The sequence below is a fragment of the Amycolatopsis sp. H20-H5 genome (assembly GCF_035828755.1).
In the GTDB taxonomy this organism is placed as follows: domain Bacteria; phylum Actinomycetota; class Actinomycetes; order Mycobacteriales; family Pseudonocardiaceae; genus Amycolatopsis.
In genome coordinates, this window is record NZ_JAYMZS010000069.1 from 22,319 (window position 1) to 47,229 (window position 24,911).

At 68.9% G+C, this 24,911-nt stretch carries 21 protein-coding genes, 1 tRNA gene and 1 riboswitch; of the genes, 19 read left to right on the top strand and 3 right to left on the bottom strand.

The annotated features are described in order from the left end of the window. Window positions 1–244: 244 nt before the first annotated feature. The 4 genes from QMK34_RS30235 to QMK34_RS30250 all read left to right on the top strand — a co-directional run bounded on the left by QMK34_RS30235 (window position 245) and on the right by QMK34_RS30250 (window position 4,587). Window positions 245–2,509: a sodium-translocating pyrophosphatase gene (locus QMK34_RS30235; RefSeq protein ID WP_326417922.1), complete on the top strand. Its 2,265-nt coding sequence runs from the start codon at window positions 245–247 to the stop codon at window positions 2,507–2,509. A gap of 89 nt (window positions 2,510–2,598) precedes the next feature. Then, complete coding sequence (locus QMK34_RS30240) at window positions 2,599–3,192, top strand: hypothetical protein (RefSeq protein ID WP_326417923.1); 594 nt, start codon at window positions 2,599–2,601, stop codon at window positions 3,190–3,192. 124 nt (window positions 3,193–3,316) lie between these two features. Beyond that, window positions 3,317–3,910: a hypothetical protein gene (locus tag QMK34_RS30245; RefSeq protein ID WP_326417924.1), complete on the top strand. Its 594-nt coding sequence runs from the start codon at window positions 3,317–3,319 to the stop codon at window positions 3,908–3,910. A 77-nt stretch (window positions 3,911–3,987) separates the two neighbouring features. Further along, window positions 3,988–4,587 carry a hypothetical protein gene (locus QMK34_RS30250; RefSeq protein WP_326417925.1) on the top strand — a complete coding sequence of 200 codons (600 nt, stop codon included), beginning with the start codon at window positions 3,988–3,990 and terminating at the stop codon, window positions 4,585–4,587. Between the two features lie 71 nt (window positions 4,588–4,658). Here QMK34_RS30250 and QMK34_RS30255 read toward each other — a convergent pair whose 3' ends face one another. Beyond that, window positions 4,659–5,474 (bottom strand): S1 family peptidase, encoded by an 816-nt coding sequence (locus QMK34_RS30255; protein ID WP_326417926.1) that lies wholly within the window; start codon window positions 5,472–5,474, stop codon window positions 4,659–4,661. A 341-nt stretch (window positions 5,475–5,815) separates the two neighbouring features. On the opposite strand from QMK34_RS30255, the gene topA reads away from it, so the two are divergent. From topA to QMK34_RS30295, 8 genes are all read left to right on the top strand, one after another. Further along, the gene (gene topA, locus QMK34_RS30260; protein WP_326417942.1) at window positions 5,816–8,665 is read left to right on the top strand and encodes a type I DNA topoisomerase; all 2,850 of its coding nucleotides are present in this window, start codon (window positions 5,816–5,818) and stop codon (window positions 8,663–8,665) included. 111 nt (window positions 8,666–8,776) lie between these two features. Further along, a complete protein-coding gene (locus QMK34_RS30265) occupies window positions 8,777–9,940 on the top strand; it encodes an MFS transporter (RefSeq protein WP_326417927.1) in 1,164 nt (387 codons plus the stop codon). A 406-nt stretch (window positions 9,941–10,346) separates the two neighbouring features. Then, window positions 10,347–11,138, top strand: a complete 792-nt coding sequence (locus QMK34_RS30270; RefSeq protein ID WP_326417929.1) for an ESX secretion-associated protein EspG — start codon at window positions 10,347–10,349, stop codon at window positions 11,136–11,138. Then, window positions 11,131–11,922 (top strand): hypothetical protein, encoded by a 792-nt coding sequence (locus tag QMK34_RS30275; protein WP_326417930.1) that lies wholly within the window; start codon window positions 11,131–11,133, stop codon window positions 11,920–11,922. Before QMK34_RS30270 ends, QMK34_RS30275 begins: the two co-directional genes overlap by 8 nt. A 17-nt stretch (window positions 11,923–11,939) precedes the next feature. Further along, the gene (locus QMK34_RS30280) at window positions 11,940–13,151 is read left to right on the top strand and encodes a hypothetical protein (protein ID WP_326417931.1); all 1,212 of its coding nucleotides are present in this window, start codon (window positions 11,940–11,942) and stop codon (window positions 13,149–13,151) included. A 10-nt stretch (window positions 13,152–13,161) separates the two neighbouring features. After that, window positions 13,162–13,782 (top strand): hypothetical protein, encoded by a 621-nt coding sequence (locus QMK34_RS30285; RefSeq protein ID WP_326417932.1) that lies wholly within the window; start codon window positions 13,162–13,164, stop codon window positions 13,780–13,782. Between the two features lie 141 nt (window positions 13,783–13,923). Further along, entirely contained in the window at window positions 13,924–15,984 is a 2,061-nt protein-coding gene (locus tag QMK34_RS30290; protein ID WP_326417933.1) for a bifunctional MFS transporter/dTMP kinase, read from the top strand. Then, a complete protein-coding gene (locus QMK34_RS30295) occupies window positions 15,985–17,193 on the top strand; it encodes a DNA polymerase III subunit delta' (RefSeq protein WP_326417934.1) in 1,209 nt (402 codons plus the stop codon). Between the two features lie 83 nt (window positions 17,194–17,276). On the opposite strand, the gene QMK34_RS30300 is transcribed toward QMK34_RS30295, so the two are convergent. Further along, window positions 17,277–18,953, bottom strand: a complete 1,677-nt coding sequence (locus QMK34_RS30300; protein ID WP_326417935.1) for a hypothetical protein — start codon at window positions 18,951–18,953, stop codon at window positions 17,277–17,279. A 139-nt stretch (window positions 18,954–19,092) separates the two neighbouring features. On the opposite strand from QMK34_RS30300, the gene QMK34_RS30305 reads away from it, so the two are divergent. Continuing rightward, window positions 19,093–19,166: transfer RNA gene (locus QMK34_RS30305), tRNA-Thr, on the top strand. A 249-nt stretch (window positions 19,167–19,415) separates the two neighbouring features. Here QMK34_RS30305 and QMK34_RS30310 read toward each other — a convergent pair. Beyond that, the gene (locus tag QMK34_RS30310; RefSeq protein ID WP_326417936.1) at window positions 19,416–19,880 is read right to left on the bottom strand and encodes a GreA/GreB family elongation factor; all 465 of its coding nucleotides are present in this window, start codon (window positions 19,878–19,880) and stop codon (window positions 19,416–19,418) included. Between the two features lie 171 nt (window positions 19,881–20,051). On the opposite strand from QMK34_RS30310, the gene QMK34_RS30315 reads away from it, so the two are divergent. The 6 genes from QMK34_RS30315 (at window position 20,052) to glyA (ending at window position 24,828) form a co-directional block, all read left to right on the top strand. Continuing rightward, window positions 20,052–20,639, top strand: a complete 588-nt coding sequence (locus QMK34_RS30315; RefSeq protein ID WP_326417937.1) for a TetR/AcrR family transcriptional regulator — start codon at window positions 20,052–20,054, stop codon at window positions 20,637–20,639. A gap of 114 nt (window positions 20,640–20,753) precedes the next feature. Further along, window positions 20,754–21,983, top strand: a complete 1,230-nt coding sequence (locus QMK34_RS30320) for a M14 family metallopeptidase (RefSeq protein WP_326417943.1) — start codon at window positions 20,754–20,756, stop codon at window positions 21,981–21,983. Window positions 21,984–22,062: 79 nt separating this feature from the next. Then, window positions 22,063–22,587 carry a gamma carbonic anhydrase family protein gene (locus QMK34_RS30325; RefSeq protein WP_326417938.1) on the top strand — a complete coding sequence of 175 codons (525 nt, stop codon included), beginning with the start codon at window positions 22,063–22,065 and terminating at the stop codon, window positions 22,585–22,587. 43 nt (window positions 22,588–22,630) lie between these two features. After that, window positions 22,631–23,059 (top strand): uL11 family ribosomal protein, encoded by a 429-nt coding sequence (locus tag QMK34_RS30330; RefSeq protein WP_326417939.1) that lies wholly within the window; start codon window positions 22,631–22,633, stop codon window positions 23,057–23,059. Window positions 23,060–23,084: 25 nt separating this feature from the next. Continuing rightward, on the top strand, window positions 23,085–23,435 hold the full coding sequence (locus tag QMK34_RS30335; RefSeq protein WP_326417940.1) for a DUF6188 family protein: 351 nt from the start codon (window positions 23,085–23,087) through the stop codon (window positions 23,433–23,435). A 29-nt stretch (window positions 23,436–23,464) separates the two neighbouring features. After that, a riboswitch (ZMP/ZTP riboswitch) is annotated at window positions 23,465–23,542 on the top strand. A 23-nt stretch (window positions 23,543–23,565) separates the two neighbouring features. Beyond that, the gene (gene glyA, locus QMK34_RS30340) at window positions 23,566–24,828 is read left to right on the top strand and encodes a serine hydroxymethyltransferase (RefSeq protein ID WP_326417941.1); all 1,263 of its coding nucleotides are present in this window, start codon (window positions 23,566–23,568) and stop codon (window positions 24,826–24,828) included. Window positions 24,829–24,911 lie beyond the last annotated feature (83 nt).

The following is a 24,911-nucleotide window of genomic DNA, read 5'->3' on the forward strand; positions in this document are numbered from 1 at the left end:
GATCGATCAAGTGAGGAGTCTCACATGATCACGGAACGTACCGCATCCGGGACGCCCTGCCGACGCCTGCCGCTCTACCAATACACTCCCGCAATCCACACCACCTGTGGCGAGCGTCATGGGAGACGTGCGTTGAGTCGCGCACGACGACCGGGGCGCTCGGTGTAGATCCCATGCCAACGTCGGCGCGCCAAATCCTCGGCGGGTTCGTTGTTGGCTTAAGGCGACGTCTCCAGGAGGACGAATGTCCCGGCAGTTCCTCGCGGAGGGCCTCACGCTCTCCGGAGGTGATTACACCATCGTGGGTGTGATCGCCGTGGTCGCCCTTGCCGCACTGGTTGTTGGCTATGTCCTGATGAAAGAGGTGCTGGCCGCCGGCCAGGGCACCCCCAAGATGCAGGACATCGCCAAAGCAGTGCAGGAAGGCGCGGCCGCCTACCTCAAGCGGCAACGCAACACCCTTGTCGTCTTCGGCGTGATCGTGTTCGTGTTGCTGTTCGCCCTACCGGCCGACAGTTGGGGCGAGAAGATCGGGCGATCGATCTTCTTCCTCATCGGCGCGGTGTTCTCGTTCAGCATCGGATACCTCGGCATGTGGCTGGCGACGCAGGCGAACCTGCGCGTCGCGGCGGCCTCGCGTGAAGAAGGCGGCCGTGAGGTCGCCATGCGGCTCGCGTTCCGCACCGGCGGCGTCGTCGGCATGATCACCGTCGGCCTCGGCCTGTTCGGCGCGGCGGTCGTGGTGCTGGTCTACACCGGCCAGGCGCCCAAGGTGCTCGAAGGCTTCGGTTTCGGCGCGGCCCTGATCGCGATGTTCATGCGTGTCGGCGGCGGTATCTTCACCAAGGCCGCCGACGTTGGCGCCGACCTGGTCGGCAAGGTCGAGCAGGGCATCCCCGAGGACGACCCGCGCAACGCGGCCACCATCGCCGACAACGTCGGTGACAACGTCGGTGACTGTGCCGGCATGGCGGCGGACCTGTTCGAGTCCTACGCGGTCATGCTCGTCGCGGCCCTGATCCTCGGCAGCACGGCGTTCGGCGTGCACGGCCTGATCTTCCCGCTCATCGTCCCGGCGATCGGCGTCATCACCGCGGTGATCGGCGTCTACATCACCAAGGCGAAGGTCGGCGAAGGCGGCCTCGTCACGATCAACCGCTCGTTCTACATCTCCGCGGTCATTTCAGCGGTGCTGTCGACCATCGCGGCGTTCGTCTACCTGCCGAGCACGTTCGCGGAACTCACCGGCGGCGCGGTCACCGAGTCGGGCAACCCGGCGGTCATCGCGACCGTCGCGGTGATCATCGGCATCGTGCTGGCCGCGGTCATCCTGAAGCTCACCGGGTACTACACCGGCACCGAGTACAAGCCCGTCAAGGACGTGGCCGCGACCTCGGAGACCGGTGGCGCGACCGTCATCCTCTCCGGTATCTCGGTCGGTTTCGAGTCCGCCGTCTACACCGCGCTGGTCATCGCCGCGGCGGTGTTCGGGGCGTACCTGCTCGGCGGCGGCATCGCGCTGTTCGCGGTGGCACTGGCCGGTACCGGCCTGCTGACCACCGTCGGCGTCATCGTCGCGATGGACACGTTCGGCCCGATCTCGGACAACGCGCAGGGCATCGCCGAGATGTCCGGTGACGTCGACGAGAAGGCCGCGCAGATCCTCACCGAGCTCGACGCGGTCGGCAACACCACCAAGGCCATCACCAAGGGCATCGCGATCGCGACCGCCGTCCTCGCGGCGACGGCGCTGTTCGGTTCCTACTCCGACGCCATCACCAAGGCTGTCGGTGGTGCCGGCCAGTTCGTCGCCAACGTGGTGAACCCGTCGACCCTGGTCGGCGTGATCATCGGCGCGGCCGTGGTGTTCATGTTCTCCGGTCTCGCGGTCAACGCGGTGTCCAGGGCGGCAGGCGCGGTCGTGCGGGAAGTCCGGCGTCAGTTCCGCGACATCCCGGGCATCATGGAGGGCACCACCCGGCCGGAGTACGGCAAGGTCGTCGACATCGTGACCCGCGACTCGCTGCGTGAGCTGGCGACACCGGGTCTGCTCGCGGTGTTCGCCCCGATCGCGGTCGGTTTCGGCCTTGGCACCGGCGCACTCGCCGGTTACCTGGCCGGTGCGATCGCGACCGGCACCCTGATGGCGATCTTCCTCGCCAACTCGGGTGGCGCGTGGGACAACGCGAAGAAGCTGGTCGAAGACGGCAGCCACGGCGGCAAGGGCTCGTCCGCACACGAGGCCACCATCATCGGTGACACCGTGGGCGACCCGTTCAAGGACACCGCCGGTCCCGCGATCAACCCGCTGATCAAGGTGATGAACCTGGTCTCCGTGCTGATCGCGCCTGCCGTCGTGCAGTTCTCCATCGGCGACAGCGCCAACGCACCGGTGCGGATCCTCATCTCGCTCGTCGCGGTGGTGGTCATCGTCGTGGCGGTCGTGGTCTCGAAGCGGCGTGGAACGGTCCTCTCGACGGACACTCCCGCAGCGGCCACCAAGGCCTGACCTGCGACACCGAAGTACCGATCGGGCCCGGCGCACCTCGTGCGCCGGGCCCGGTTTTCGTTCCATGACCACCGCTTCGAGGAGAGTCCATGAAACGCGCTGCCGCACTGGTGACCGTCGGCCTGGCGATGCTGGTGGCCGGGTGTTCTGGCGGCAACGCGGCCGCACCGCCCGCACCGCCTGCACCGCCCGCTCCGGCCGTGAGCTCGTCGGCCGCCGCTCCAGCGGACCCGAAAGGCGTGGCCTGGGTCGACCGCTACTGCGGCTCGCTGACCGGGCTCAACGAGCTGGACACCCTCGCCCAGCAGCAGCCACAGATCCAGCCGGGCGACATCGCGGGCGGCCGCGCGATCATCGACGCCCTGTTCGCCAAAGCGGAATCCGCGCTGGGGTCGGCGGTCAGCGGATTGTCCGCGCTCGACGCCGCACCGGTACCCGCGGGCGACGTCGCGAAGAAGAAGCTGATCGACGCCTTCACCCCGGCGAAAGACCAGGTCACGGGCGCGAAGAAGAAACTCGATGCCACGCCTGAGGACGACCAGAAGTCGCTCGCGGAGGCGGGCCAAGCCTTTCAGGGCTTGCAAACGACCTTGGGCAGCGCTCAGGACCCGCTGAAGGACATCATGGCCTCCCCGCAACTCGCCGCGCTGACCAAGAACGCCCCCCGCTGCCAGCAGTCCTAGGTGACGCGAAAAGTGACCACGAGCTGGGAGAGTCCGGGTGGTCCTTGCCCGGCGACTTGCGAAGCCACCCGGTATCGGTACCGTCGGAAAGACGGAGAGGGCTCGTCGAGCAGGAGGTGTATTCGTGCGGCCGCGGTTGACCGTTCTTGCCGCGCTGGCAACGGGTATCGGGATCTTTCTGGCCGGTTGCGGGCAGCAGACGCCGACAGTCCCCGAGGCCCGTCAGGGTGGGGCTTCCGGCGCCTCGGACCAGGATCCCGTCGCCACCTGGGCCGACGGGTACTGCGGAGCCGTCTCCCACTTGGTCCGGACGCTGGCCACGCTGCCGACAGTCGATCCGAGCACCCCGCAGCGGGCCTCCCGTACCTCGAGTGAGCTCCTGTCTTCAGTGGTCAGCGGCTTGGACGAGACGCTCAGCGGGCTGCACCGGCTCGGCCCCGCACCCCTGGCCGCCGGGGACGCGTCACGGCTCGAAGTCGTGACGAAATTCAGCGCCATCCGGGATCGCGCGGACCAGGTTCGCAGCCACCTCGACGCGGCCTCGGCGGACGCGGGCGCCATCAAGGCCGCGCTCGGCGAGGCCCGCGCGTCGCTGGACGAACTGTCCTCGGTCGACTTGCTCAACGGCCTGAAGAAGGTCCCCGCGCTGGCTGCCGCGAGCCAGCGGGCGTCCGGTTGCCAGGAACTCACCGCGGCCCCGGCCCCGCGCCCGCGTTGAGAGAGCGCCGAGAATAGTCGCAGAATTTCCGGCGCAGCGGTCGCGGTAATTCGAACGGATGTTCTATCCTGGTCCGTGTGGACCGGACGATCTCGTTCTTCTCGGCGGAGGCGAGCGGGCCAGGGCTGGCCGACCTCGCCGGAGTGCTGTGCGGCCCGGGGCGGATAGCGAGCTTCGGCCGGACTGCCGCGCGCCTCAGTGCCGTCATCGAGGAGCCGTGGCGTGCCCGCGCCCTCGTGCGCGAATGCCGACGTCGTGGCGCGGACGCACAGGTCCACCTAGCCGACTGCGGCCGTCCGCTGGTCAGGACGTCCTTCCGGGTCGACCTGCTGCCGTTCGCGTCCCGCTGGCGCTGTGGCGACGAGAAGGCCGTCCCGGACGGTTTCCGGCTGAGCGGCGCGATGCTGCGGATGTGGGCGCTCGCCGGGGGCAGTCAGTATGGCAACGCGTACCTGCTCGCGGTCGACCCCGATGCGCCGGAGACCCACGAGCGGCTGGCCGCGGCGCTGGCGCCGCTCGGCGTGCCCGCGCGGCTACTGGGCCCGAAGGCCGAACTGCCCGCGATCAAGGTGACCGGCCGACGCAGGCTGGAGTGCCTGCGCGAGCTCATCGGTGACCCGCCGCCCGGCGCCGAAGCCGCTTGGCCGGAGCTGCTCCCGGCGAGGCAGGCAGGCTGACCCCGTTTGCCCCTGAAGGCCACCTTCACGGCGTTTTACGCCGTGAAGGTGGCCTTCAGGGGCAGTTGGGACTACGGCTTGGGCAGGGCGCAGCCCGCCTTGGCGAGGTCGATTTCGCTGCCAGCCTTCAGGCAGGCCGGGATCCCGTAGGTCTCCTCGCCGTAGTTGATGCCCTGGTGAACGGTGACCTGGCCGTTCGCGTCCACCTCACACGGGTTGTTGACGGTGCAGCGCTCGCCGTCCTCGTTGCCGGTGTTGTTGATGCCGATCACCTTGCCGGTCGAGGTTTCGACGATCGGGGAGCCGGAGGTGCCGCCGATGGTCTTGCAGGCGGAGGTGTAGCGGATCGAGTCCTTCCAGACCCATTCACCTTCGTGGAGTTCGTTGACGAAGTTGTCGATGTTGCAGGAGTAGATTTTCTTCCAGTACCCGGACACGACGTCGATGTGCGCGCCGGCGGCCGGGTGCGCGGTGGACAGCTCCAGCGCGGCGATGCCGTAAGTCTGCTGGATCTGGGCGTAGCTGGTGTTCAGCTGGTAGAGCGAAACGTCCGTGTCGGTCATCGTCCCGTAGATCAGCTTCTTGGCCCGCAGCGTCCCGAGCTTCGACCTGCCGTCCTTCGACAGAAGACTGAAGGTTCGCTGTGATGCCTTGTTGACGATGACCTCGCCCGCGCTCGGGAAGCCTTCTTCCAGGCAGTGGCCGTTGGACATCACGAGAGCCGGGTCGGACGCCGCCGCGCCGGGCGCTTTGACCACCGATCCGGAGCAGTTGGACAGCGCGACCGTACCGGCGAAGGTGGTCGTCGCCGCGCTGGCCGGACTGGCTCCCACCAGGGCGGATGCCGTCAGCAGGGCGAACAGGGCACCGAGGAGGCGTCGGGTCATGGTGGATCCTTTCGGCTGGGCGTGGCACCAAGTGAAGCGTTTGCGGAGTGCCGCCCACTACCGTCGAACGGAGGGTATGCGGACGACTACCGGTACCCTCGTGCAGCACGTGGCGGACATCACGTGCTAGGTCTTGAAAGGAAACATCGTCGAGGTCAGCGGCGATGCGCTTCACACAGGGGCTGCGGCGTGTTGCGTCACCTAGGCGTCGCGGTGGCTTGACGGGCGTGCACACTGACGGGTCGAGAGGCGGGGGAGGGCCCCTCCTCGAACAGCTGATGACCAGCGTGACCGTCGTCGCGGGTGGTGACGACGGGGATGAGAGTGGAGAGCGGGACAGCGTGGCAGGAGCACGGACGAAGAAGAGCGATCCCGGAGCGGACGGCGCCGGGCGTCGGCGGCTGGTGATCGTGGAATCGCCCACCAAGGCCCGCAAGATCGCTCCCTATCTCGGCAGCAACTACGTCGTCGAGTCCTCCGTCGGGCACATTCGTGATCTGCCGCGTGGTGCGGCGGACGTGCCGGCGGCGTTCAAGGGCGAGTCCTGGGCGCGGCTCGGGGTCGACGTGGACAACGACTTCAAGGCGCTCTACATCGTCACGCCGGACAAGAAGTCCAAGGTCTCCGAGCTGAAGAGCCTCCTGAAGGACGTCGACGAGCTCTACCTCGCGACGGACCCTGACCGGGAAGGCGAGGCCATCGCCTGGCACCTCCTGGAGACGCTCAAGCCCAAGGTGCCGGTTCGGCGCATGGTGTTCCACGAGGTCACCGAGGCGGCCATCCTGGCCGCCGCCGCGAACACCCGTGAGCTCGACGCCGACCTGGTCGACGCCCAGGAGACGCGCCGGATCCTCGACCGCCTCTACGGCTACGAGGTCTCGCCGGTCCTGTGGAAGAAGGTCATGCCGAAGCTTTCGGCGGGCCGGGTGCAGTCCGTGGCAACGCGGATCGTGGTCCAGCGCGAGCGGGAGCGGATGCGCTTCACCTCGGCCTCGTACTGGGACATCTCGGCGACCATGGATGCCGGTGCCGAAGCGGCGCCGCGGAACTTCCCGGCCCGGATGATCGCCGTTGATGGCGCCCGCCTGGCGACCGGCCGCGATTTCACCTCGGAAGGCACGCTGAAGGCGTCGAACAACGAGGTCCGCGTGCTGGCCGAGGCCGACGCCCGGCGCCTGGCCGAGGGGCTCAAGGGCCGAGACTTCAAGGTCTCGAGCGTCGAGGAGAAGCCGTACACGCGCAAGCCGTACGCGCCCTTCATGACGTCGACGCTGCAGCAGGAGGCGGGCCGCAAGATGCGGTTCACCTCGGAGCGCACGATGCGGATCGCGCAGAAGCTGTACGAAAACGGTTACATCACTTATATGCGTACCGACTCGACGACGCTGTCGGAGTCGGCGATCTCGGCGGCGCGCAGCCAGGCGACGCAGCTGTACGGCAAGGAGTACGTCTCGCCGTCGCCGCGGCAGTACACCCGCAAGGTGAAGAACGCGCAGGAAGCCCACGAGGCGATCCGGCCGTCGGGCGAGGTCTTCCGCACGCCGGGGCAGGTCGCGGGCGAGCTGGACGCCGACGAGTTCCGCTTGTACGAGATGATCTGGCAGCGCACGATCGCGTCGCAGATGAACGACGCCAAGGGCACCACGATGTCCGTGCGCATCGTCGGCACCGCGACGAGCGGCGAGGAGTGCACGTTCTCCTCCTCGGGCCGCACGATCACCTTCGCCGGGTTCCTCAAGGCGTACGTCGAGGCCGTGGACACCGAGGCCGGTGGCGAGGCGGACGACAAGCAGAGCCGCCTCCCGGTGCTGGTCAAGGACCAGGACCTGACCGCGGACGAGCTGACGCCGGACGGGCACACCACGTCCCCGCCCGCGCGGTACTCGGAGCCGAGCCTGATCAGCAAGATGGAAGAGCTGGGCATCGGCCGCCCGTCGACCTACGCCTCGATCATCAAGACGATCCAGGACCGCGGTTACGTCTGGAAGAAGGGCTCCGCGCTGGTTCCGTCGTGGGTCGCGTTCGCCGTGATCGGCCTGATGGAGCAGCATTTCGAGCGGCTCGTCGACTACGACTTCACGGCTGGCATGGAGGACGAGCTCGACCGCATCGCCAACGGCGACGAGCAGCGCACCCAGTGGCTGTCGAAGTTCTACTTCGGCGGGGACATGGGCGTAAACGGCTCGATCGGCCGCCTCGGCGGGCTGAAGAAGCTGGTCGAGGGCAGCGTCGAGGACATCGACGCGCGCCTGATCAACTCGATCGGCCTGTTCAACGACTCCGACGGGCACAAGGTCGTCGTGCGGGTCGGCCGCTACGGGCCGTACCTCGAGCGTGAGGTCGACGGCGTTTCGCAGCGGGCGAACCTGCCCGAGGAGCTGCCGCCGGACGAGCTGACCCTTGAGCTCGCCGAGAAGCTCTTCGCGACGCCGCAGGAAGGCCGTGAGCTGGGCGCCGACCCGGTCAGCGGGCACATGATCGTGGCGAAGGAAGGCCGCTTCGGCCCGTACGTCACGGAGCTGCTGCCCGAGGGCGAACCCCTGCCCGAGGACGCCACTCCGGCGCAGAAGAAGGCCGCGAAGGCGAAGGCGCCGAAGCCGCGTACGGGCTCGCTGTTCAAGTCGATGGCGATCGAGAGCATGACGCTGGAGGACGCGCTGAAGCTGCTTTCGCTGCCGCGCGTCGTCGGCAAGGACCCGGAGTCCGGTGACGAGATCACCGCGCAGAACGGGCGCTACGGGCCGTACCTGAAGAAGGGCACGGACTCGCGCTCGCTCACGACCGAGGACCAGCTGTTCGAGATCACCCTCGACGAGTCGCTGAAGATCTACTCCGAGCCGAAGCAGCGTGGCCGCTCCGCGACCGCCAAGCCGCCGCTCAAGGAGCTCGGTGAGGACCCCGTGTCCAAGAAGCCGATGGTGGTCAAGGATGGCCGCTTCGGCGCGTACGTGACCGACGGGGAGTACAACGCGACCCTGCGCAAGGACGACAGCATCGAAGAGCTGACGACCGAGCGTGCGTCGGAGCTCCTGGCCGAGAAGCGCGCGAAGGGCCCGGCGCCGAAGCGCAAGGCTCCGGCTCGCAAGCCCGCGGCGGCCAAGAAGACGACCGCGACGAAGACAACGGCCGCGAAGACGACGGCCGCCAAGGCAGCAGCCGCGAAGAAGACGGCGACCGCGAAGGCGAAGTAAGCGAGGAAGAACAGCTGAAGGTCGCCTTTGCCGCGTCCGACCTGCTGAAGGTCGCCCTTGGTGCGTTGAACGCAGCAAGGGCGACCTTCAGCTGTTTCTTGGGGACCGGTCATGGGGGTAGTGGTGGGGCAGGAACCGAGGCGGGCGCGTGTTGCTGTTTCCGTCGTTTTCGCGGCGTGCGGGGCGGGGTTTTCAACCTGGGCGGCGCGGGTGCCCGCGGTGCAGGACAAGCTGGGCCTGAGCGCCGGGCAGCTGGCCGTGGGGCTGTTCGGACTGGCCGCCGGGTCGGTGGTGATGCTGCTCGCGGCGGGCCCGTTGCTGACCAAGATCGGCAGCCGAACGGGAGCCGTCGCGGGAGCGGTCGTGCTGTGTTCCGGGCTCCCGCTGGTCGCGTTCGCCCCCGGCCCGGGAACGCTGATCGCCGCGCTGGCCGTCCTCGGGATGGGAAACAGCCTGCTCGACGTGTCGATGAACGCCCACGCGGCGCGGGTCGAGCAGGAGTACGGACGGCCGATCTTCGCCGGATTCCACGCCTTCTGGAACATCGGCGGCCTGGTCGGCTCCGGCATCGGCGGCCTGATGGCTGTCTCACAGGTGCCCGTAACCGTGCACTTCGCCCTGATGGGCGTCGCCTTGCTGGCAGTGACTGTCGGCGCAGTGGGTTTCGGCTTCCTGCCGGGTGCCGATCAAGGCCAGGGCGGCACCGCGTTCGCACTGCCCGGACGAGCATTGATCCCCCTCGGGGCAATCGCCTTCTGCGGCTTCTTCGCCGAGGGAACGGTCAACGACTGGAGCGCCGTCTACCTGAACAACGTGACCAGCGCGTCAGCCGCGTTCGCATCATTGGGCTACTTCGCCTTCTCGACGACCATGATCGCCGTCCGCCTGGTAACCGACCGCCTGGTGGCGCAGGTGGGCCCAGTACGGTTCGTGCGAGTGGCCACAGCGGTGACTGTCGCCGGGTTCGCGCTGGTGGTAGCAGTACCAGCACCCACGACGGCCCTGGTCGGGTTCGCCGTGGTGGGCCTGGGCGTGGCCGGAATAGTCCCAGTGGCCTGGAGCGCCGCAGGGCGACAGCCCGGCGACTCACCGGGCCGGGCGATCGCAGCAGTGGCGGCATGCGGATACCTCGGGTTCCTGCTCTGCCCAGTCCTAGTAGGAGCATTGACCGCCTGGATCGGCTTGCAAGGAGCACTGGCAGCAGCCGGAACGCTGACAGGCGCCATCGTCTGCCTCGCACCCACCCTACGACCCCGCGAGCAACCCGACACCTAACCAAACCCAACCCAGCCTCAACCCCAACCCCAACACCAACACCAACACCAACACCAACCCCAACAACAAAACCCAGCCCCAGCTGTTCGCCCCAGCCACAGCGTCTCCGCGAGCTCTGCGAGTGGAGACTTCACCGCCGCGCGCCCTCTTTCGCGGCCGCCAGGCCGCCCCAACTCGCGATGGCAGGTCGCCCCCGTTAAAGACAAAGCCGCACTTACGCTGGAAGTCAGGGGCGACCTGGCGGCGCGAGTTTGTGAGCGCGCTGGCCAAAAAACACAGGACGCAACCAGACTGCCCCTGAAGGCCACCTTCACGGCGTAAAACGCCGTGAAGGTGGCCTTCAGGGACCCTCCGCCCAAGCTTCTGACACTTTCGAACGGATGTTCGAGAAAATGTCGGTGCCAGGGTGTTCAATGGTCTGGTGAGTTACTCAGGTTCTGTGGTGTTTGACGTCATCGACGAGGTCGTTGCTCCGCTTGCCGCCGAGGTGCCCGAGCGGGCGTCGGTGATGGAGTTCTACGACCCCGCTTTCTCCGTGCCGCCGGTGCTGGCCGACGCGGAGCCGGAGGAAGGGATGAGCCTGGCCGACGAGGTCGAGCAGTACACCCGGTTCGTCAGTGGCATGTCCGCCATCGGGCTCGCGCCCGAGGGGGAGGTCACGCCGGAGGCGCTGGGGCTCTACCGGGCGTTGCGTGGCGGCTTCATCCGTGGCGTGGTCACCGGCGTTTTCCCGGGCTACCGGGAGCCGTGGGAGGTGCGGTTCTTCGGCGACGAGGACTACACGACGGTGCTCAACAAGCTGGGTCGCCGCGCGCGGCTGCGGTCGGGGTTCCTCAGCGCGCTGCCGGGCTGGGTGTTCGACGGGTTGCCGGATCGCGAGCCGGGGCCGGGCGAGTTCGTCCGTATCCGCACCGATGCGGGCGGCGTCATCCCGGACGGCTGCCGGGCGCAGGTGGACGTGATCCTGGCCGGTGCCGCCCGGCCGCGCCTGGGCACGGTGCTCGTCGACCTCGCGGTCCGTAACGCGATCCTCGCCGAGTACCCGCACGGCGCGTTCGGACTGGTCGACAACGACCTCGGCCGCTATCAGTTCAGCGCGGCCGCCGATCCGGCCGGTCGCTGGACGCTCACCTGGGGCCCGGCGAGCCGGACCAGCGCCGAAGAGTGGGTCTTGCGGGCGGTGCAAAGCCATGCCTAGCCCGTACTCGCGTCCCGGCGGTGTCTCCGCGGCCGAGCTGATCGAGCTCGCTGCCGGGCCCGTCCTGGGCGCGCTGCCGGGCCGGGCCGCGGTCGACGACCAGTACAACCCCGAGGCCACGGACGAGGAGATCCGTCTTCACGGCCCGGTCTCGGACGACCCGGCCGAGCTGGTGGCCGAGGTGGAGCGGCACGTGGCCTGGGCCGCGGCCCTCGACCAGACGCCGTTCGCCGAGCAGGGCGAGCTCACCAGGCCGGGGCTCGCGATGTTCTCCCTGGTCCTGCGGGGTTCGGTGCGCGGGGTGCTGAGCGGTGTTTACGACACCGAGCCCAGCGAGCGGGAGATGCGTCTCTACGGCGACGGCGAGTCCGTCCTGCTCTGGAACATCCTCCCCGACCGCACCCAGTTCGAGTACACGGACTTCGGCGACCTGCCGGAGCTCGTCGCGGGTTCGCTCCCGCCGGTCCCCGAGGGCGTGGGCGACCCGGTCCGCGTCGCGCTGGACGAGCACGGGATGGTCGCCGAGGGCCAGGAGGACGAGGTCGGCCTGATCACCGACCTGCTGGCCAGGGAGCGCGCCGGGACGACGCTGGTGGATCTGGTGGCCTTCGGCGGGCTGTGCGCCGAGTACCCGGACAATGGGTTCGTCCTCGTCGACAACGACCTGGGCCGGCACGCCCTGTGCGTCGCCGAGCGTGAGCTGCGGCTCGTTCCGCTGGGTCGGCGGGCGCTGTGCGACTGGTTGCGCAAGAGTGTCGAAGCCGGCCGAGTGGGGCCGCCATGACCGAATGAGGATGGGGCGTGCAAGGGGATCGGCTCGCAGTCGAAGCGTGGTTCCGGCGGCGCGGGCTGCCGACGGTCGTCGAGCGTGGCCGTCGCGGCCGTGGCGTGCTGTACCGGGCCGCGCCGTTCCTGGCGTTCTTCACGGTGCTGGATCCGCTGCTGTCGGGCCTGCTGGCGCTGCTGGACGTCCCGCAGGACGCGGTCGACGTCCGGCTGGACAACACCGGCTACGTGATCGGGGTGCTGTCACTGACCCTGGGCGCGCTCGTGGTGCCCGCGGTCGGCGGCTGGCTGGTGGACAAGGCGCTGGAGCACCGGTCCGAGCGCACCCGGCTCGTCGTCGCCATCGTGTTCCTGGTGTTGGGTGTGGTGGTCCTGCCGGTGCTGGAGGTGGTCACCGGACTGGGTGACACCCTGGTGGCCGACATCGTGACGTACGCGGTGCTCGCGCTCCTCGTGCTGCTGTTCGTCCGGGTCGGGGTGGGTTCGATCCTCGGCTGGGCGGTGCGCAGCGCTGCGGCGCAGGTCAGCAGCCTCGGCACGCTCGCCTCGCGAGCCCTGCCGCTCCTGCTGCTCGTCGTGATGTTCAGCTTCTTCACCGGCGAGCTGTGGCAGGCCGCGGAGCGCCTGAGCCGTAGCCAGCTGTGGATCGTGCTCGCCTTCCTCGGCGTCATCGGTGCCCTGTTCGTGCTGTCGATGCTCTCCGACGAGTTGAAGACGCTCCGCTCGGGCGAGGTGCAGGCCGCTCCTTCGGCGGACCTGCTGCGCGCGACGCCGTTCGCCGGGGCGGAGCTACCGGCAGAGCGCAAGCCGCTGGCGCGGTCCGAGCGGGTGAACATCGTGCTGGTCCTGTTCCTCGCCCAGCTGGCGCAGATAGTCGCGTTCGCGGTGCTGGTCTTCGTGTTCTTCGTGGTGTTCGGCGCCCTGATGATCCAGCCGGAGGTGGTCACGGCCTACGCGGGCCGCGCGTCCGCACCCGGTGTGCTGTTCGGCGTCCGGTTGCCGGTGAGCAACGCGCTCATCCAGGTGTCACTGTTTCTGTCCGTTTTCTCCGGGCTGTACTTCGCGGCGTCGACCGCGACGGACGTCCACTACCGCCGTGCTTTCTTCGAGCCGCTGCTCGACGACGTGGCCCGCAGCCTCGCAGCGCGTGACATATATCTGGCCCATTGGGCGGATGCGGGATCCGTGCGGACGGATACCCTGGAAGGTAAGGAAATTCCCGAGTGAGGTGGTCGTCATGAGCGCGAACGGTGAGGCTTCGTTCTTCTCCGCCCCCGCCCCACCCCAGGGCGACGGCACCCAGGCCGACGTCCCGAGTGACACGTTCGCCGATCCGCTGTCCGGCCTGGTCACGGGCCCCGGCCCGGCCCAGAACGCCAGCCAGGACGAACGGGTCGTCCCGATCCCCGGCCCGGTCCAGCACGACCCCGAGGTGGTCCGCCGGATGGTCAACGCCACGCTCCAGGGCGACCAGCAGGGCACCGGCTACCAGCAGTTCCAGGGCGTCGCGCCCGCCACCTCGGTGAGCACGCTCGGTGAGCAGGTCGCGCCACCACTGGGCATGTTGCCCCAGCAGCGCACCTGGCCGAGCCGGCCGCCGCAGCTGCTGCGCCAGCGGCGCTCGAAGCAGGTCGAGCAGGCCGAAGACTTCGACGAGGACATCGAGGCCGAGGCGCCGGGCAGGCAGCGCCGCTCGCTGCCGAAGCCGTCGCTGCCGTCGATGCCCCGGATCGGCAAGCCGTCCGCCAACACCGCGGGTGTGCTGCTCGCCGTCACGCTCATGGTCGTCTTCGCGGTCGTGGCCATCCAGCTGTTGATCAGCCTCTTCAGCGGGATCGCGGGAATTTTCGGCGGGTAACCCGTCCGGCGGTGTCGCCGGGCGGGCCCGTCCCTGCCGGACTCGTCGCCCGGGATACCCTGACCCCACGGTCGGGGGCCTCGGCAGTGCCGGGCTGCCCGGCGCCGCGGTGACGAGTGGGGTGGGCGTATCAGCGAGGGCGTGCGGTCGGTGCCCGGTGCCGACCCCGGAGGGTCGGTCGGATCCGACTCCTCCACCATCTACCGGGTCCGTCGGGTGCTGGCGATCAAGCCGTTCCGGCGCCTGTGGGGTGTCACCTATCTCTGCAGCGTCGCCGACTGGCTGAACCTGCTGGCACTGACCGGCCTGGTCACCAAGCTGCTCGACAACTACACGGCGCAGAACTTCGGCTTCGTCGGCGTCATCCTCACCCAGCTGCTGCCGGGGCTGCTGTTCGCACCCGTCGGCGGGCTGCTCGCCGACCGGTTCGACCGGCGCAAGGTGATGATCGTCTGCGACCTGCTGCGCTTCGGCTTCCTGCTGTCGATCGCGCTGGTCGGCTCGTCTATCTGGCTGTTCGTCGGCAACTTCCTCGTCGGCTGCTGCTCGATGCTGTGGATCCCGGCGAAGGACGCGGCGGTGCCGAACCTGCTGCGCCGCCCGGAGCAGGTCGAGACCGCGAACCAGCTCGGCATGGTGATGACCTACGGCGTCGCCGTGATCACCGCGGCCGGCGCCAACGCGCTCATCTTCAGCGTCAACTCGACGTTCCACCTCTGGACCGACGACAACGCGAGCCTGAACATCGCGAAGCTCGTCGTCGTGATCAACTCGCTGCTGTACCTGACCAGCGCGATCCTGATCGCCACCCGCATCCCCGAGCTGTCGCTGCGCGACGTGCACACTAAACCGGAGGACAAGCCCAAGTCCGCCGAGGGCGAGAACCTCGGTCTGCGCGAGATGGTCAAGGACGGGATCAAGTACGTCCGCACGACGCCACTGGTCCGCGGCCTGCTCATCGGCGCGTTCGGCGCGTTCGCGGCCGGTGGTGCAGTCATCGGCTCGGCCAAGCCGTATTCGTCCAGCCTGCAAGCCGGCGACGCGGCCTTCAACCTGCTGGTGCTGGCCGTGTTCATGGGGCTCGCGGTCGGCATGGTGATCGCGCCGAAGCTGGCCAGGCGTCTTGAGCACGCCCGGCTCTTCGGGACCTCGATCGTCGGGGCGGGGTTGTCCCTGCTACTGGTCGCGCTTTCGCCGCACCTGTCGGTTTCGCTGGTGACGGTCGCGCTGGTCGGGGTCTGGGCCGGGACGGCGTTCCTCACCGGCGTGACGATCATCGGCTCGCAGATCGAGGACTCGATCCGCGGCCGGATCAACGCGATCTATCAGTCGCTGCTCAAGCTCGTGCTGTTCGGCTCGACCATCATCGTGCCGTCGCTGGTCGCGCTGGTGAAGGTGCGCACCGTGGAGGTGTGGGGCAGCCCGGTGACCATCGACGGCACCCGCCCGGTGATGATCGGTGGCGCCCTGCTCGCCGCGGTGCTCGGGATCGTCGCGTACCGGCAGATGGGCGACAAGAGCACCGAGCCGATCCTCAGCGACCTGCGCAACGCGCTGCGCCGCAGCCCGCGCCGCGTCAACGGCCTGCTCATCGCCGTCGAGGGCACCACCATCATCGACACCGAGCACCAGGCCAGCAGGCTGGCCGACTGGCTGCGTGGCGGCACCCGCCCGGTCGTGCTCGCCGCGGATCCCGCGCTCGACGACCAGCGGCTCGCCCTGCTCGTCTCCGGCGCTTCGCTGACCGGGGCCAGGGCACACGCGCTGGCCGCGGCCGCCGTGCGCGCGGACATCATCGAGTGTGACGTGCAGCCCGCGCTCACGGCCGGTTCGGTCGTGGTGATGGAGCGGTTCGTCGACTCCCCGATGGCCCATCTGTCCGCCGTCGCGGGGCTCGACACCGACGAGCTCGAAGGCCTCGCCGACTGGGCGACAGGCCGCCTGCGGCCCGACATCACCGTGCTGCTCGACACCGATCCCGGCACGCTGTCACCCGGCAAGAGGAAGGCCGGGCTCGGCGATCAGTGGCGGGTCCAGCACCTGCTCAGCGAAATGGCCGCCGCCGACCCCGACCGTTACGTGGTCGTGGACGCGGACGGCACCGAAGACGTCGTCGCCGAGCGGGTGCAGACGGCCGTGCGGGCGGTGCTCGTCGGCCGGTTGTCCGGGCTGATGCCGTCCGAGCAGCCACCGGAGGTCTAGATGACGCAGGCACCCGCCCCGATCGGTGTCTGGACCCATCTGGTCGGCCAGGAACCGGCCGTCGAGACGCTGTCGAGGGCCGCGACAGCCGCCGCGCACATCGTCGAGGGCAAGCCCGTCTCGCCCGGCGCGATGACGCACGCCTGGCTGCTCACCGGCCCGCCCGGATCAGGCCGTTCGGTGGCCGCGCGGATCTTCGCGGCGGCGCTGCAGTGCAGCACGGGCACCGGTTGCGGCGCCTGCCCCGGCTGCCACACGGTGCTCGCGGGCACGCACGCCGACGTCAAGCTGGTCGTGCCCGAGGGCCTGTCGATCTCGGTCGCCGAGATGCGCGCGCTCGTGCAGGCCGCCGCGCGCAGGCCGACCAGCGGGCACTGGCAGATCGTGATCATCGAGGACGCCGACAGGCTCACCGAAGGCGCGTCGAACGCACTGCTGAAGGCCGTCGAGGAGCCGCCGGAACGCACGGTTTTCCTGCTGTGCGCGCCTTCCGACCATCCTGAGGACGTCTCCGTCACGATCCGCTCGCGGTGCCGCCTGATCTCGCTACGGACACCGAAGCCGCCCGCGATCGCCCAGGTGCTGATCGATCGCGACGGCATCGACCCCGAGCGCGCCCAGTGGGCGGCCTCGGTCTGCGGCGGCCACGTCGGCCGCGCGCGCAGGCTCGCCACGGACGAAGCCGCTCGCCAGCGGCGCGCGACGGTCCTCCGGATCCCGACGGGCTTGCGCCGCGCCTCGGACGTGTTCACCTGCGCGGACCAGCTGATCAGCGCCGCCGAGGCCGACGCGGGCGAGGAGAGCAAGTCCCGCGACGAGGACGAGCGTTCCGAGCTGCGCACGGCCATGGGCGGCGACGGCACGGGCAAGGGCGTCGGCGGGGCGAAGCGCGCGGCGGAAGCGGCGGTGAAGCAGCTCGAGAAGCGCCAGAAATCCCGCGCGACGCGCACCCAGCGCGACACCCTCGACCTCGCGCTCGTCGATCTCGCGGGCTTCTACCGGGACGTGCTGGTGACCTCAAGCCGCTCCGGCGCGACGCTGACCCACCCCGACCACGCCTCGGACATCGCCTCGGCGGCCGCCGCCTGGCACCCGGAGTCGACCCTGCGCAGGCTGGAAGCGGTGCTCACCTGCCGCGAGGCGATCGGCCTGAACGTGAAGCCGCGGATCGCCGTCGAAGCGATGGTCACCACCCTCCGCCAAGGCTGAGTCCCGCCCCTAAACGTCATGAAAGGGTCTTTCAGGGCAATTTTTGCCCTGAAAGACCCTTTCATGACACCAGGGTCAGACTGCTACTCGCGAGGCCGGGGTGAGGGCTTGAACGGCTTCGGGGCCTCGATCAGGATTGGACGGCGGCGACGGGTGGGCATCGCGGCCACCATCACCACGCCCATCAGCAGCATCGCGGTCCCGGTCCAGAACATCGGGACGGCGTTGTAGGCGCCGCTGGTGTACGCCAGGTTCTGCACCGGGCCCTTGGGCGCCTCGCCACCGGCGGGTGGCGGCGGGGTCGTGGTGCCGCACTCGACGCCGCCCGTCGGGGCGTACGCACGGGCGATCTGCTCGCCGAGGGAAAGCTGGGCCAGCGACGATGGCAGGCTGTCGCCCGCGCCGTTCGGCAGCAGTTCCTTCAGTTTCGTGGTCGGCAGGACCTGCAGGTCGAACAGCCGGGCCGAAGCGCCGAGCTGGAAGCCCTTGAACGGCTCGGTCATCTGCGTGCTCTTCTGGTCCAGCCCGGCGATGCTCAGCCGCAGCACGCCCAGGTCCAGCACGGTGCCCGCGGTGTTGCCGACCTGCTTGACGCCCTCGGTCAGCGTCGAGACGAGGCCCCCGACCACCGGGATCGAGTCGAGCTGGCCGAACTGGTCGCTCAGCCCCGACAACGGCAGGCCGATCGGGATGTCCTTGGTCGGGTGCGTCGCGTCGAGGGTGTAGAGCACCTTGCCCGCGCCCTCGACCGTCAGGACCGGTGCGGTGTACTCGACCTTCGACGTCTTGGCGTCACCGGTCGAGGTCACCTTCAGCGTCGGCTGGCTGGCGATCTTGATCGACAGCGCCAGCGGCGTGTTCTTGAGGATGTCCACGCTCGCGCCCTGCAACGTCGACGTCGACTCCACGGCCTTGTTCTTCGAGCCTGGCATGTCGACCAGCTTGACCACTGAGCGCGACGACAGGGTGTTCGGCAGGCTCAGCAGCGATCCGGTGCCGCCGTTGGCCGTCTGGCCGCCGCCCTGGAGCAGCCCGCCGAGCGACTGAAGGCCCTTCGTCGGGTCGAAGCCCTTCGCGAGCTGGGTGCCCTGCGGGAGGTTCAGCCCCGGCTGGCCGCCCGTCGGCAGCAGCGGGATGTTCGGCAGCGATGGGATGACGTTCAGCAGCGAAAGGCTGCCGACGGAGGTGCTGGCGTCGGCGATGGTGTCGACGCACGGGCCGTGCGTCGGGCTCCAGCGCGCGTGCGCCTGTCCGTTGAGGAGACCGACGTTGAGCAACGGGTTCGACGGCGCGTTGATGCCGCCGCTGATCGGCTGAGGGTTGTCCGGCAGCGCCGACTGCACCAGGCTGCCCGGCGTCTGCGGCGCGTTGCCGCCCACGGAAAGCCCGAACGGCGAAGCCTGCGCGATCGACTTCTCGTAGGTCAGATACGCCTCCGAGTTCGCCTGCGCGCTCGACAGGCCCATCCCGGCTTCGAGTACTGACTGCTTCGGCAGCTTGTCGCCAAGTCCGGGCAGGATCGCGCTCGTCGGCACCGCGTTGGGCAGCAGCCTCAGCACACCGAGCGCCGCGCCCGCGTCACCGACGGCGTGCCCGAGCGGCTGCGGCTGCGAAGGCACCGAGATCGGCGCCTGCCCCGGGTTCGCCGGTTCGGGGATCGGCGTGGTCGGGATCGTCTGTGCCATTGCCGGAGCCGCGGTCAGCAGGAGCAACGCCGCGGCCGCCGGAAGGGCCACGATGCGAGGCAGTCTTCGCCGCATGTGCCTGGTCCTCCAGTGGTGATGGTCGGTCAAGGGGCCTGCGACCGACGTCATAGGACCCTAACGACGGTGGCCCGGGAAAGTGACGCGAAGGGCTCCGCTACACTTGGGCGCGTCGCTGGGTGTGAGCCCGGCGTCCGCCGCCTTAGCTCAGACGGCTAGAGCGATTCACTCGTAATGAATAGGTCAGGGGTTCGATTCCCCTAGGCGGCTCCCAGGTCAGAGGCCCTTTCGCACACCGCGAAAGGGTCTCTGCTCATTTCCGGGACCGGCCGGGCGGCCAAGCCGCCACTGCCTCGATTTCACCCGTCAGAGGGACACCCTCACCAGCCCACGTCTTCGGCGACAACGGCTTGCGCCGCAGCGATCTCCTCGACGGCATGCCGGTCCCTGAAGGCCACCATGACGGCGTTTAACGCCGTCATGGTGGCCTTCAGGGACCACTGAATAGGGGGTCCGGGGTTAGGTCGTGGGCGGCTTCAGTGACAGGACTGTCGCCTTGGCCTCGCCGCCGGGGGTGCGGTACTTGATCTCGTCGCCCTCCTTCGCGCCCACGAGCGCGAGGCCGAGCGGGCTGTCCGAGGTGACGACCGACGCGGTCGAGTCCTCGCCGGGGATGGTGATCACTTGCAGCTCGTCCTCGTCGCCGTCGGCGAAGCGCAGTTTCACGGTGGTCCCGTCCGGCAGCAGCGAACTGTTCCGGCCGCCGTGCTCCAGTTTCGCCGCCACGTCGGAGATGCGGCGGTCCAGCCAGGCCGCGGACTCCGCGCGGTCGAGGACGTCGGCCTGGTCGGCGGCGTCGCCGGTGCGTTCCTGCTCGCCCAGTCCGGCCGCCATGGCCGCACGCTGCGTACGCAGGTCGGCGAGTTCTTTCTCCAGCTGACGGCGCGCGGCCGGGCTGAACCCGTTGTCCTTCGAGATCACCATGCCGGGGATTGTCCGCTGCGGTTACCTGTCTGGCCAGTCAGATTTTTCACGGATCGGGATCATGTGACCAAGACATCAGTGCCTATCCGCCCGGCCCGATACGGGACGGACGGCCTAAGATCCAGGGCTCGTGTCCTGATCCGATTTTCGCAGTGAAGAGTGAGGAAAGCCTTGACCGCCGTACCCGGCCGCGCCGACCAGTTGTCGCCCAACCAGTTGCAGAAACAGGAACAGATCGTTGAGGCCGCGCGCGTCGTCCTCGCCCGCGATGGGCTGGCCGGCTGCACTGTCCGTGCCATCGCGGAGGCCGGGCCGCTGACGAAGAGCGCGGTCCACTACTACTTCGCCGACATCGACGTGCTGATCGACCGGGCGATGGCGGCGCACATCAACGCCTTCGTCGCCGGGCTGCGGGACATCGCGGCGCGCCACGACGAACCGGACGAGCAGCTGTTCGCGGTGCTCGAGGCGTATCTCGCGGAGTTCACCCAACGCCCCAAGGCCGCGTTCCTCTGGTTCGAGTACTGGATCGCGGCGGGCCGGGCCCAGCATCCGCAGGCGATCGACGTGATGCTCACCTCGATCACCGAGCTGCTGGCCGAACTGCTCGCGCCGCTCGACGTCGACGATCCGCGCGCCAGGGCTCGCGCGCTGCTGTCGTACCTGCTCGGCGCGATCGTGCAGCAGCGGGTGCGGCCCCGGCCGTTCAGCGCGCTGCGCGGCGACATCGAGGCGTTGTGTTTCGCGAACTACGGGTAGTTGTGCGCATTAGATCCGTACCGTTACGGATTGTGCCGTTCGTTCGCTCCGGCAAGGGTTGGTTCGTCCCTTTTGCCGATAGAGCGGGAGATGACGATGCGCAAAAGACGGTGCATGGCACTGGCCTTGTCCGCACTCGTGGTGTTCGCCACCGGGGTCGCGGGCGGTCCGGCGCTGGCTGTGACGCCACCCTCGGTCACCGCCGGTTCCCAGTTCTACGAGGTCGGCGGCACGTCGACCCCGCAGCTGCGCACCGTGGTCGCGCGGACCGGTGTCGACGTCCTCGGCGCTTCGGGCGACACGATGTCGATCATCGCGCGGCCCGCCGACGCCGAGGGGCTGCGCGCGCTCGGCTTCACCGTCTCCGCCAGGGGTCCCGTCGACCGGCCGCTCGGGCCAGCCGCGATCGCGGCGGACTTCCCGGCCGGTGACGAGGGCTATCACACCTACGCCGAGACGACGACCGAGCTGCAGAAGGCGGTGTCGAACTTCCCCTCGCTCGCCAAGCTGACGAGCGTCGGGAAGTCGTACGAAGGCCGCAACCTCAACCTGCTCAAGATCAGTGACAACGTGGCCACCGACGAGAACGAGCCCGAGGTGCTGTTCACCTGCAACCAGCACGCGCGTGAACACCTCACCACCGAGATGTGCCTGCGGATCGTGCAGCGCTTCACCAGCTCGTACGCCACCGACCCGGCGATCAAGAAGCTGGTCGACAGCACCGAGATCTACGTGCTCCCGAACGTCAACCCGGACGGTTCCGAGTACGACATCTCCGGCGGCCGCTACCACTCGTGGCGCAAGAACCGGCAGGGTCCCGGCACGGACACGAACCGCAACTGGGGCTACAAATGGGGCTGCTGCGGCGGTTCCTCCGGCTCGACCGGCAGCGAGACCTACCGCGGGCCGTCGGCGTTCTCCGCGCCGGAGACCAAGGCCGTCTCGGACTACGTCGACTCGCGCAGGATCGGCGGCGTCCAGCAGATCAAGGCGCACATCGACTTCCACACCTATTCGGAGCTCGTGCTCTGGCCGTTCGGCTACACCTACAACGACACCGCGCCGGGGATGACGGCCGCCGAGGCGAAGACGTTCTCCGACTTGGGCAAGAAGATGGCCGCCACCAACGGGTACACGCCCGAGCAGTCCAGTGATCTGTACATCACCGACGGCGCTGTCAACGACTGGATGTGGGGCAACCACAAGATCCTCAGCTTCACCTTCGAGATGTACCCGAAGGGCGGCAACCCGGGCTTCTACCCGCCCGACGAGCAGATCGTGCCGCAGACCACGCGCAACGACAAAGCCGTCGACATCCTCCTGAACGCCGCCTTCACCCGCTGATCCCGATTGCCCCTGAAGGCCACCATCACGGCGTAATACGCCGTGATGGTGGCCTTCAGGGGCAGCTAGGGTTCGGGCCATGCCACAGTTCGAATTCGAAGGCCTTAGGCCGCAGGTGCACCCGGACGCCTGGATCGCCCCGACCGCGACGCTGATCGGCGACGTCGTCATCGAGAAGGACGCCTCGGTCTGGTACGGCGTCGTGATCCGCGCGGACTTCGGGAAGATCATCATCCGGGAGGGCGCGAACATCCAGGACAACTCGGTGATCCACGTCAACGACGGCGTGTGCGAGGTCGGCAAGAACGTCACCGTCGGCCACCAATGCCTGGTGCACGACTGCACGATCGGCGAGCAGGCGCTCATCGGCAACGGCTCGACGGTGCTGGACAAGGCGCAGATCGGCACCCGCGCGCTCGTCGCGGCCGGTGCCACCGTCACGCCCGGCACGGTGGTCCCGCCGGAGATGATCGCGATGGGCAGTCCGGCCAAGAAATTCGTCCCGCTGACCGACTCCGCGAAGCTCTGGGTCGACCACAACGCCGAGGTCTACCGCCTGCTCGCCCGCCGGCACGCCGAGGGCCTCAAGCCGATCGCGGAATAAGGGGTTTGACCCTCCAGTCACTGGAGACCCTAGCTTCGGCGGCATGCCACCGAAGAACCGGAAACAGACCCACCGGGTGACCATCGAGCTCGCCGCCGGCAACGCGCCGGTGGTCGATCTCGGCAAGATGCTCGGCCAGACCGGGATCAACCTCGTCCAGCTCAAGAAGGACTACGACACGGCGACCGCCGCCCAGCGCGGCGACATCGTGCCCGTGGTCGTCACGGTGTTCGAGGACCGCTCGTTCGATCTGCTCCTCAAGACACCGCCGACCGCGTTCCTCATCAGGAAAGCATTGGGCCGCAAGGGTTCCGCTCGTCCTGGGCACGAGAGCGCCGGGACGCTGAGCAAGGACGTGCTGCGCGGGATCGCCCAGCGCAAGCTGCCCGACCTCAACACCGCGGACGTCGAGGCCGCCATGCGCACGATCGCCGGGACAGCGCGCTCGATGGGCGTCGGCGTCGAGGTTTGACGGCGGCCTGTGGTCCACTGAGGACATGAGCGAAGAGCTGCCATACCAGGGGATGAGCGTCACCCAGCTCAAGATCGACCACAGTCTCACCCTGCTGCTGGACGGTGGCGCTCAGATCGTGATCGAGGGCGTCGCGTTCTTGGACGGCGTGCGGCTGGACCCCGATCGGCAGGACGTCGTCCCCGCGCTGGCGTTGTTCGAAGCGCGGGTGCGGTCCGCGGTGGCGGCCGGGACCGGCGAGCTGCGGGTGGAGTTCGAAGACAGCCGCAGGCTGACCGTCGCGCCGGATCCCCGGTACGAGGCCTGGAACGTCGCCGGTCCCGGTGCGCTGCGGGTCGTCTGCGTGCCCGGCGGGGATCTCACGGTCTGGAGCTGAGCCGGCGGCAGGCGGTAGGGTGGGGGCGCAGCTGCGACTGGCGCCATCGAGGTGGAGCACCACCGGGAAGCGAGACCAGGTCGCCACCGCGCGCCTGGGTGACGGCCACTCCAGCAGCAGGAGTACGTCCATGACGCACCAGCCGCCCCTGAACGCCCTCGCCGCCGCGGACCCGCAGATCGCCGGTCTGGTCGAGGCGGAAGCCCAGCGCCAGCACGACAAGATCCGCCTGATCGCCTCGGAGAACTACGTCTCGCAGGCGGTTCTCGAGGCCGCCGGGACAGTCCTCACCAACAAGTACTCCGAGGGGTACGCGGGCAAGCGCTACTACGAGGGCCAGCAGCTCATCGACCAGGTGGAGACCCTGGCCATCGAGCGCGCGAAGGCCCTTTTCGGCGCAGACCACGCGAACGTCCAGCCGTATTCCGGCTCCCCGGCGAACCTCGCCGCGTACCTGGCCTTCGCCGAGCCAGGCGACAAGGTCCTCGGCATGGGACTGCCGGACGGCGGGCACCTCACGCACGGCTGGGGCGTGTCCGCGACCGGCAAGTGGTTCGAACCGGTGCGGTACGGCGTCCGCAAGGACACCGGCCGCCTCGATCTCGACCAGGTGCGTGACCTAGCGCGGGAACACCGGCCGAAGCTGATCTTCTGCGGCGGCACCGCGATCCCGCGCACGATCGACTTCGCCGCGTTCGGCGAGATCGCGCGGGAGGTCGGCGCCGTGCTGGTCGCCGACATCGCGCACATCGCCGGGCTCGTCGCGGGCGGTGCGCACCCGACGCCGGTCGGGCACGCGCAGGTCGTCACGACGACGACGCACAAGACGTTGCGCGGCCCGCGCGGCGCGATGATCCTGACCGACGCCGAGCACGCGAAAGCCATCGACAGGGCGATCTTCCCCGGCCTGCAGGGCGGCCCGCACGACCACACGACGGCGGCCATCGCGGTCGCGCTCGCCGAGGCGCGGCGCCCGGAGTTCCGCGACTACGCGCACGCCATCGTCGCGAACGCGAAAGCGCTGGCCGAGGCGCTGATCGAGCGTGGCTACGACCTGGTGTCCGGCGGTACGGACAACCACCTGCTGCTCATCGACCTGACGAACAAGGGCGTCGCGGGCAAGCCTGCCGCGCAGGCGCTGGATCGGGCGGGCATCGAGCTGAACTACAACGCCGTCCCGTTCGACCCGCGCAAACCGTTCGACCCGTCCGGTATCCGGGTGGGAACGCCCGCGATCACCACCCGCGGCCTGACGCCGGAGCACCAGCCGAAGATCGCCGAGTGGATCGACCGCTCGGTCGTCGCCGCCGGTGACGACGCCGCCCAGGACGTCATCGCCGCCGAGATCCGCGAACTCCTGTCCGCCTTCCCGATGCCCGGCTACACCGCCTGATCAGCTGCCTCTGAAGGCCACCATGAGGGACCTAGACGCCCTCATGGTGGCCTTCAGAGGCAGTCGGGCAGTAGACCCAGCAC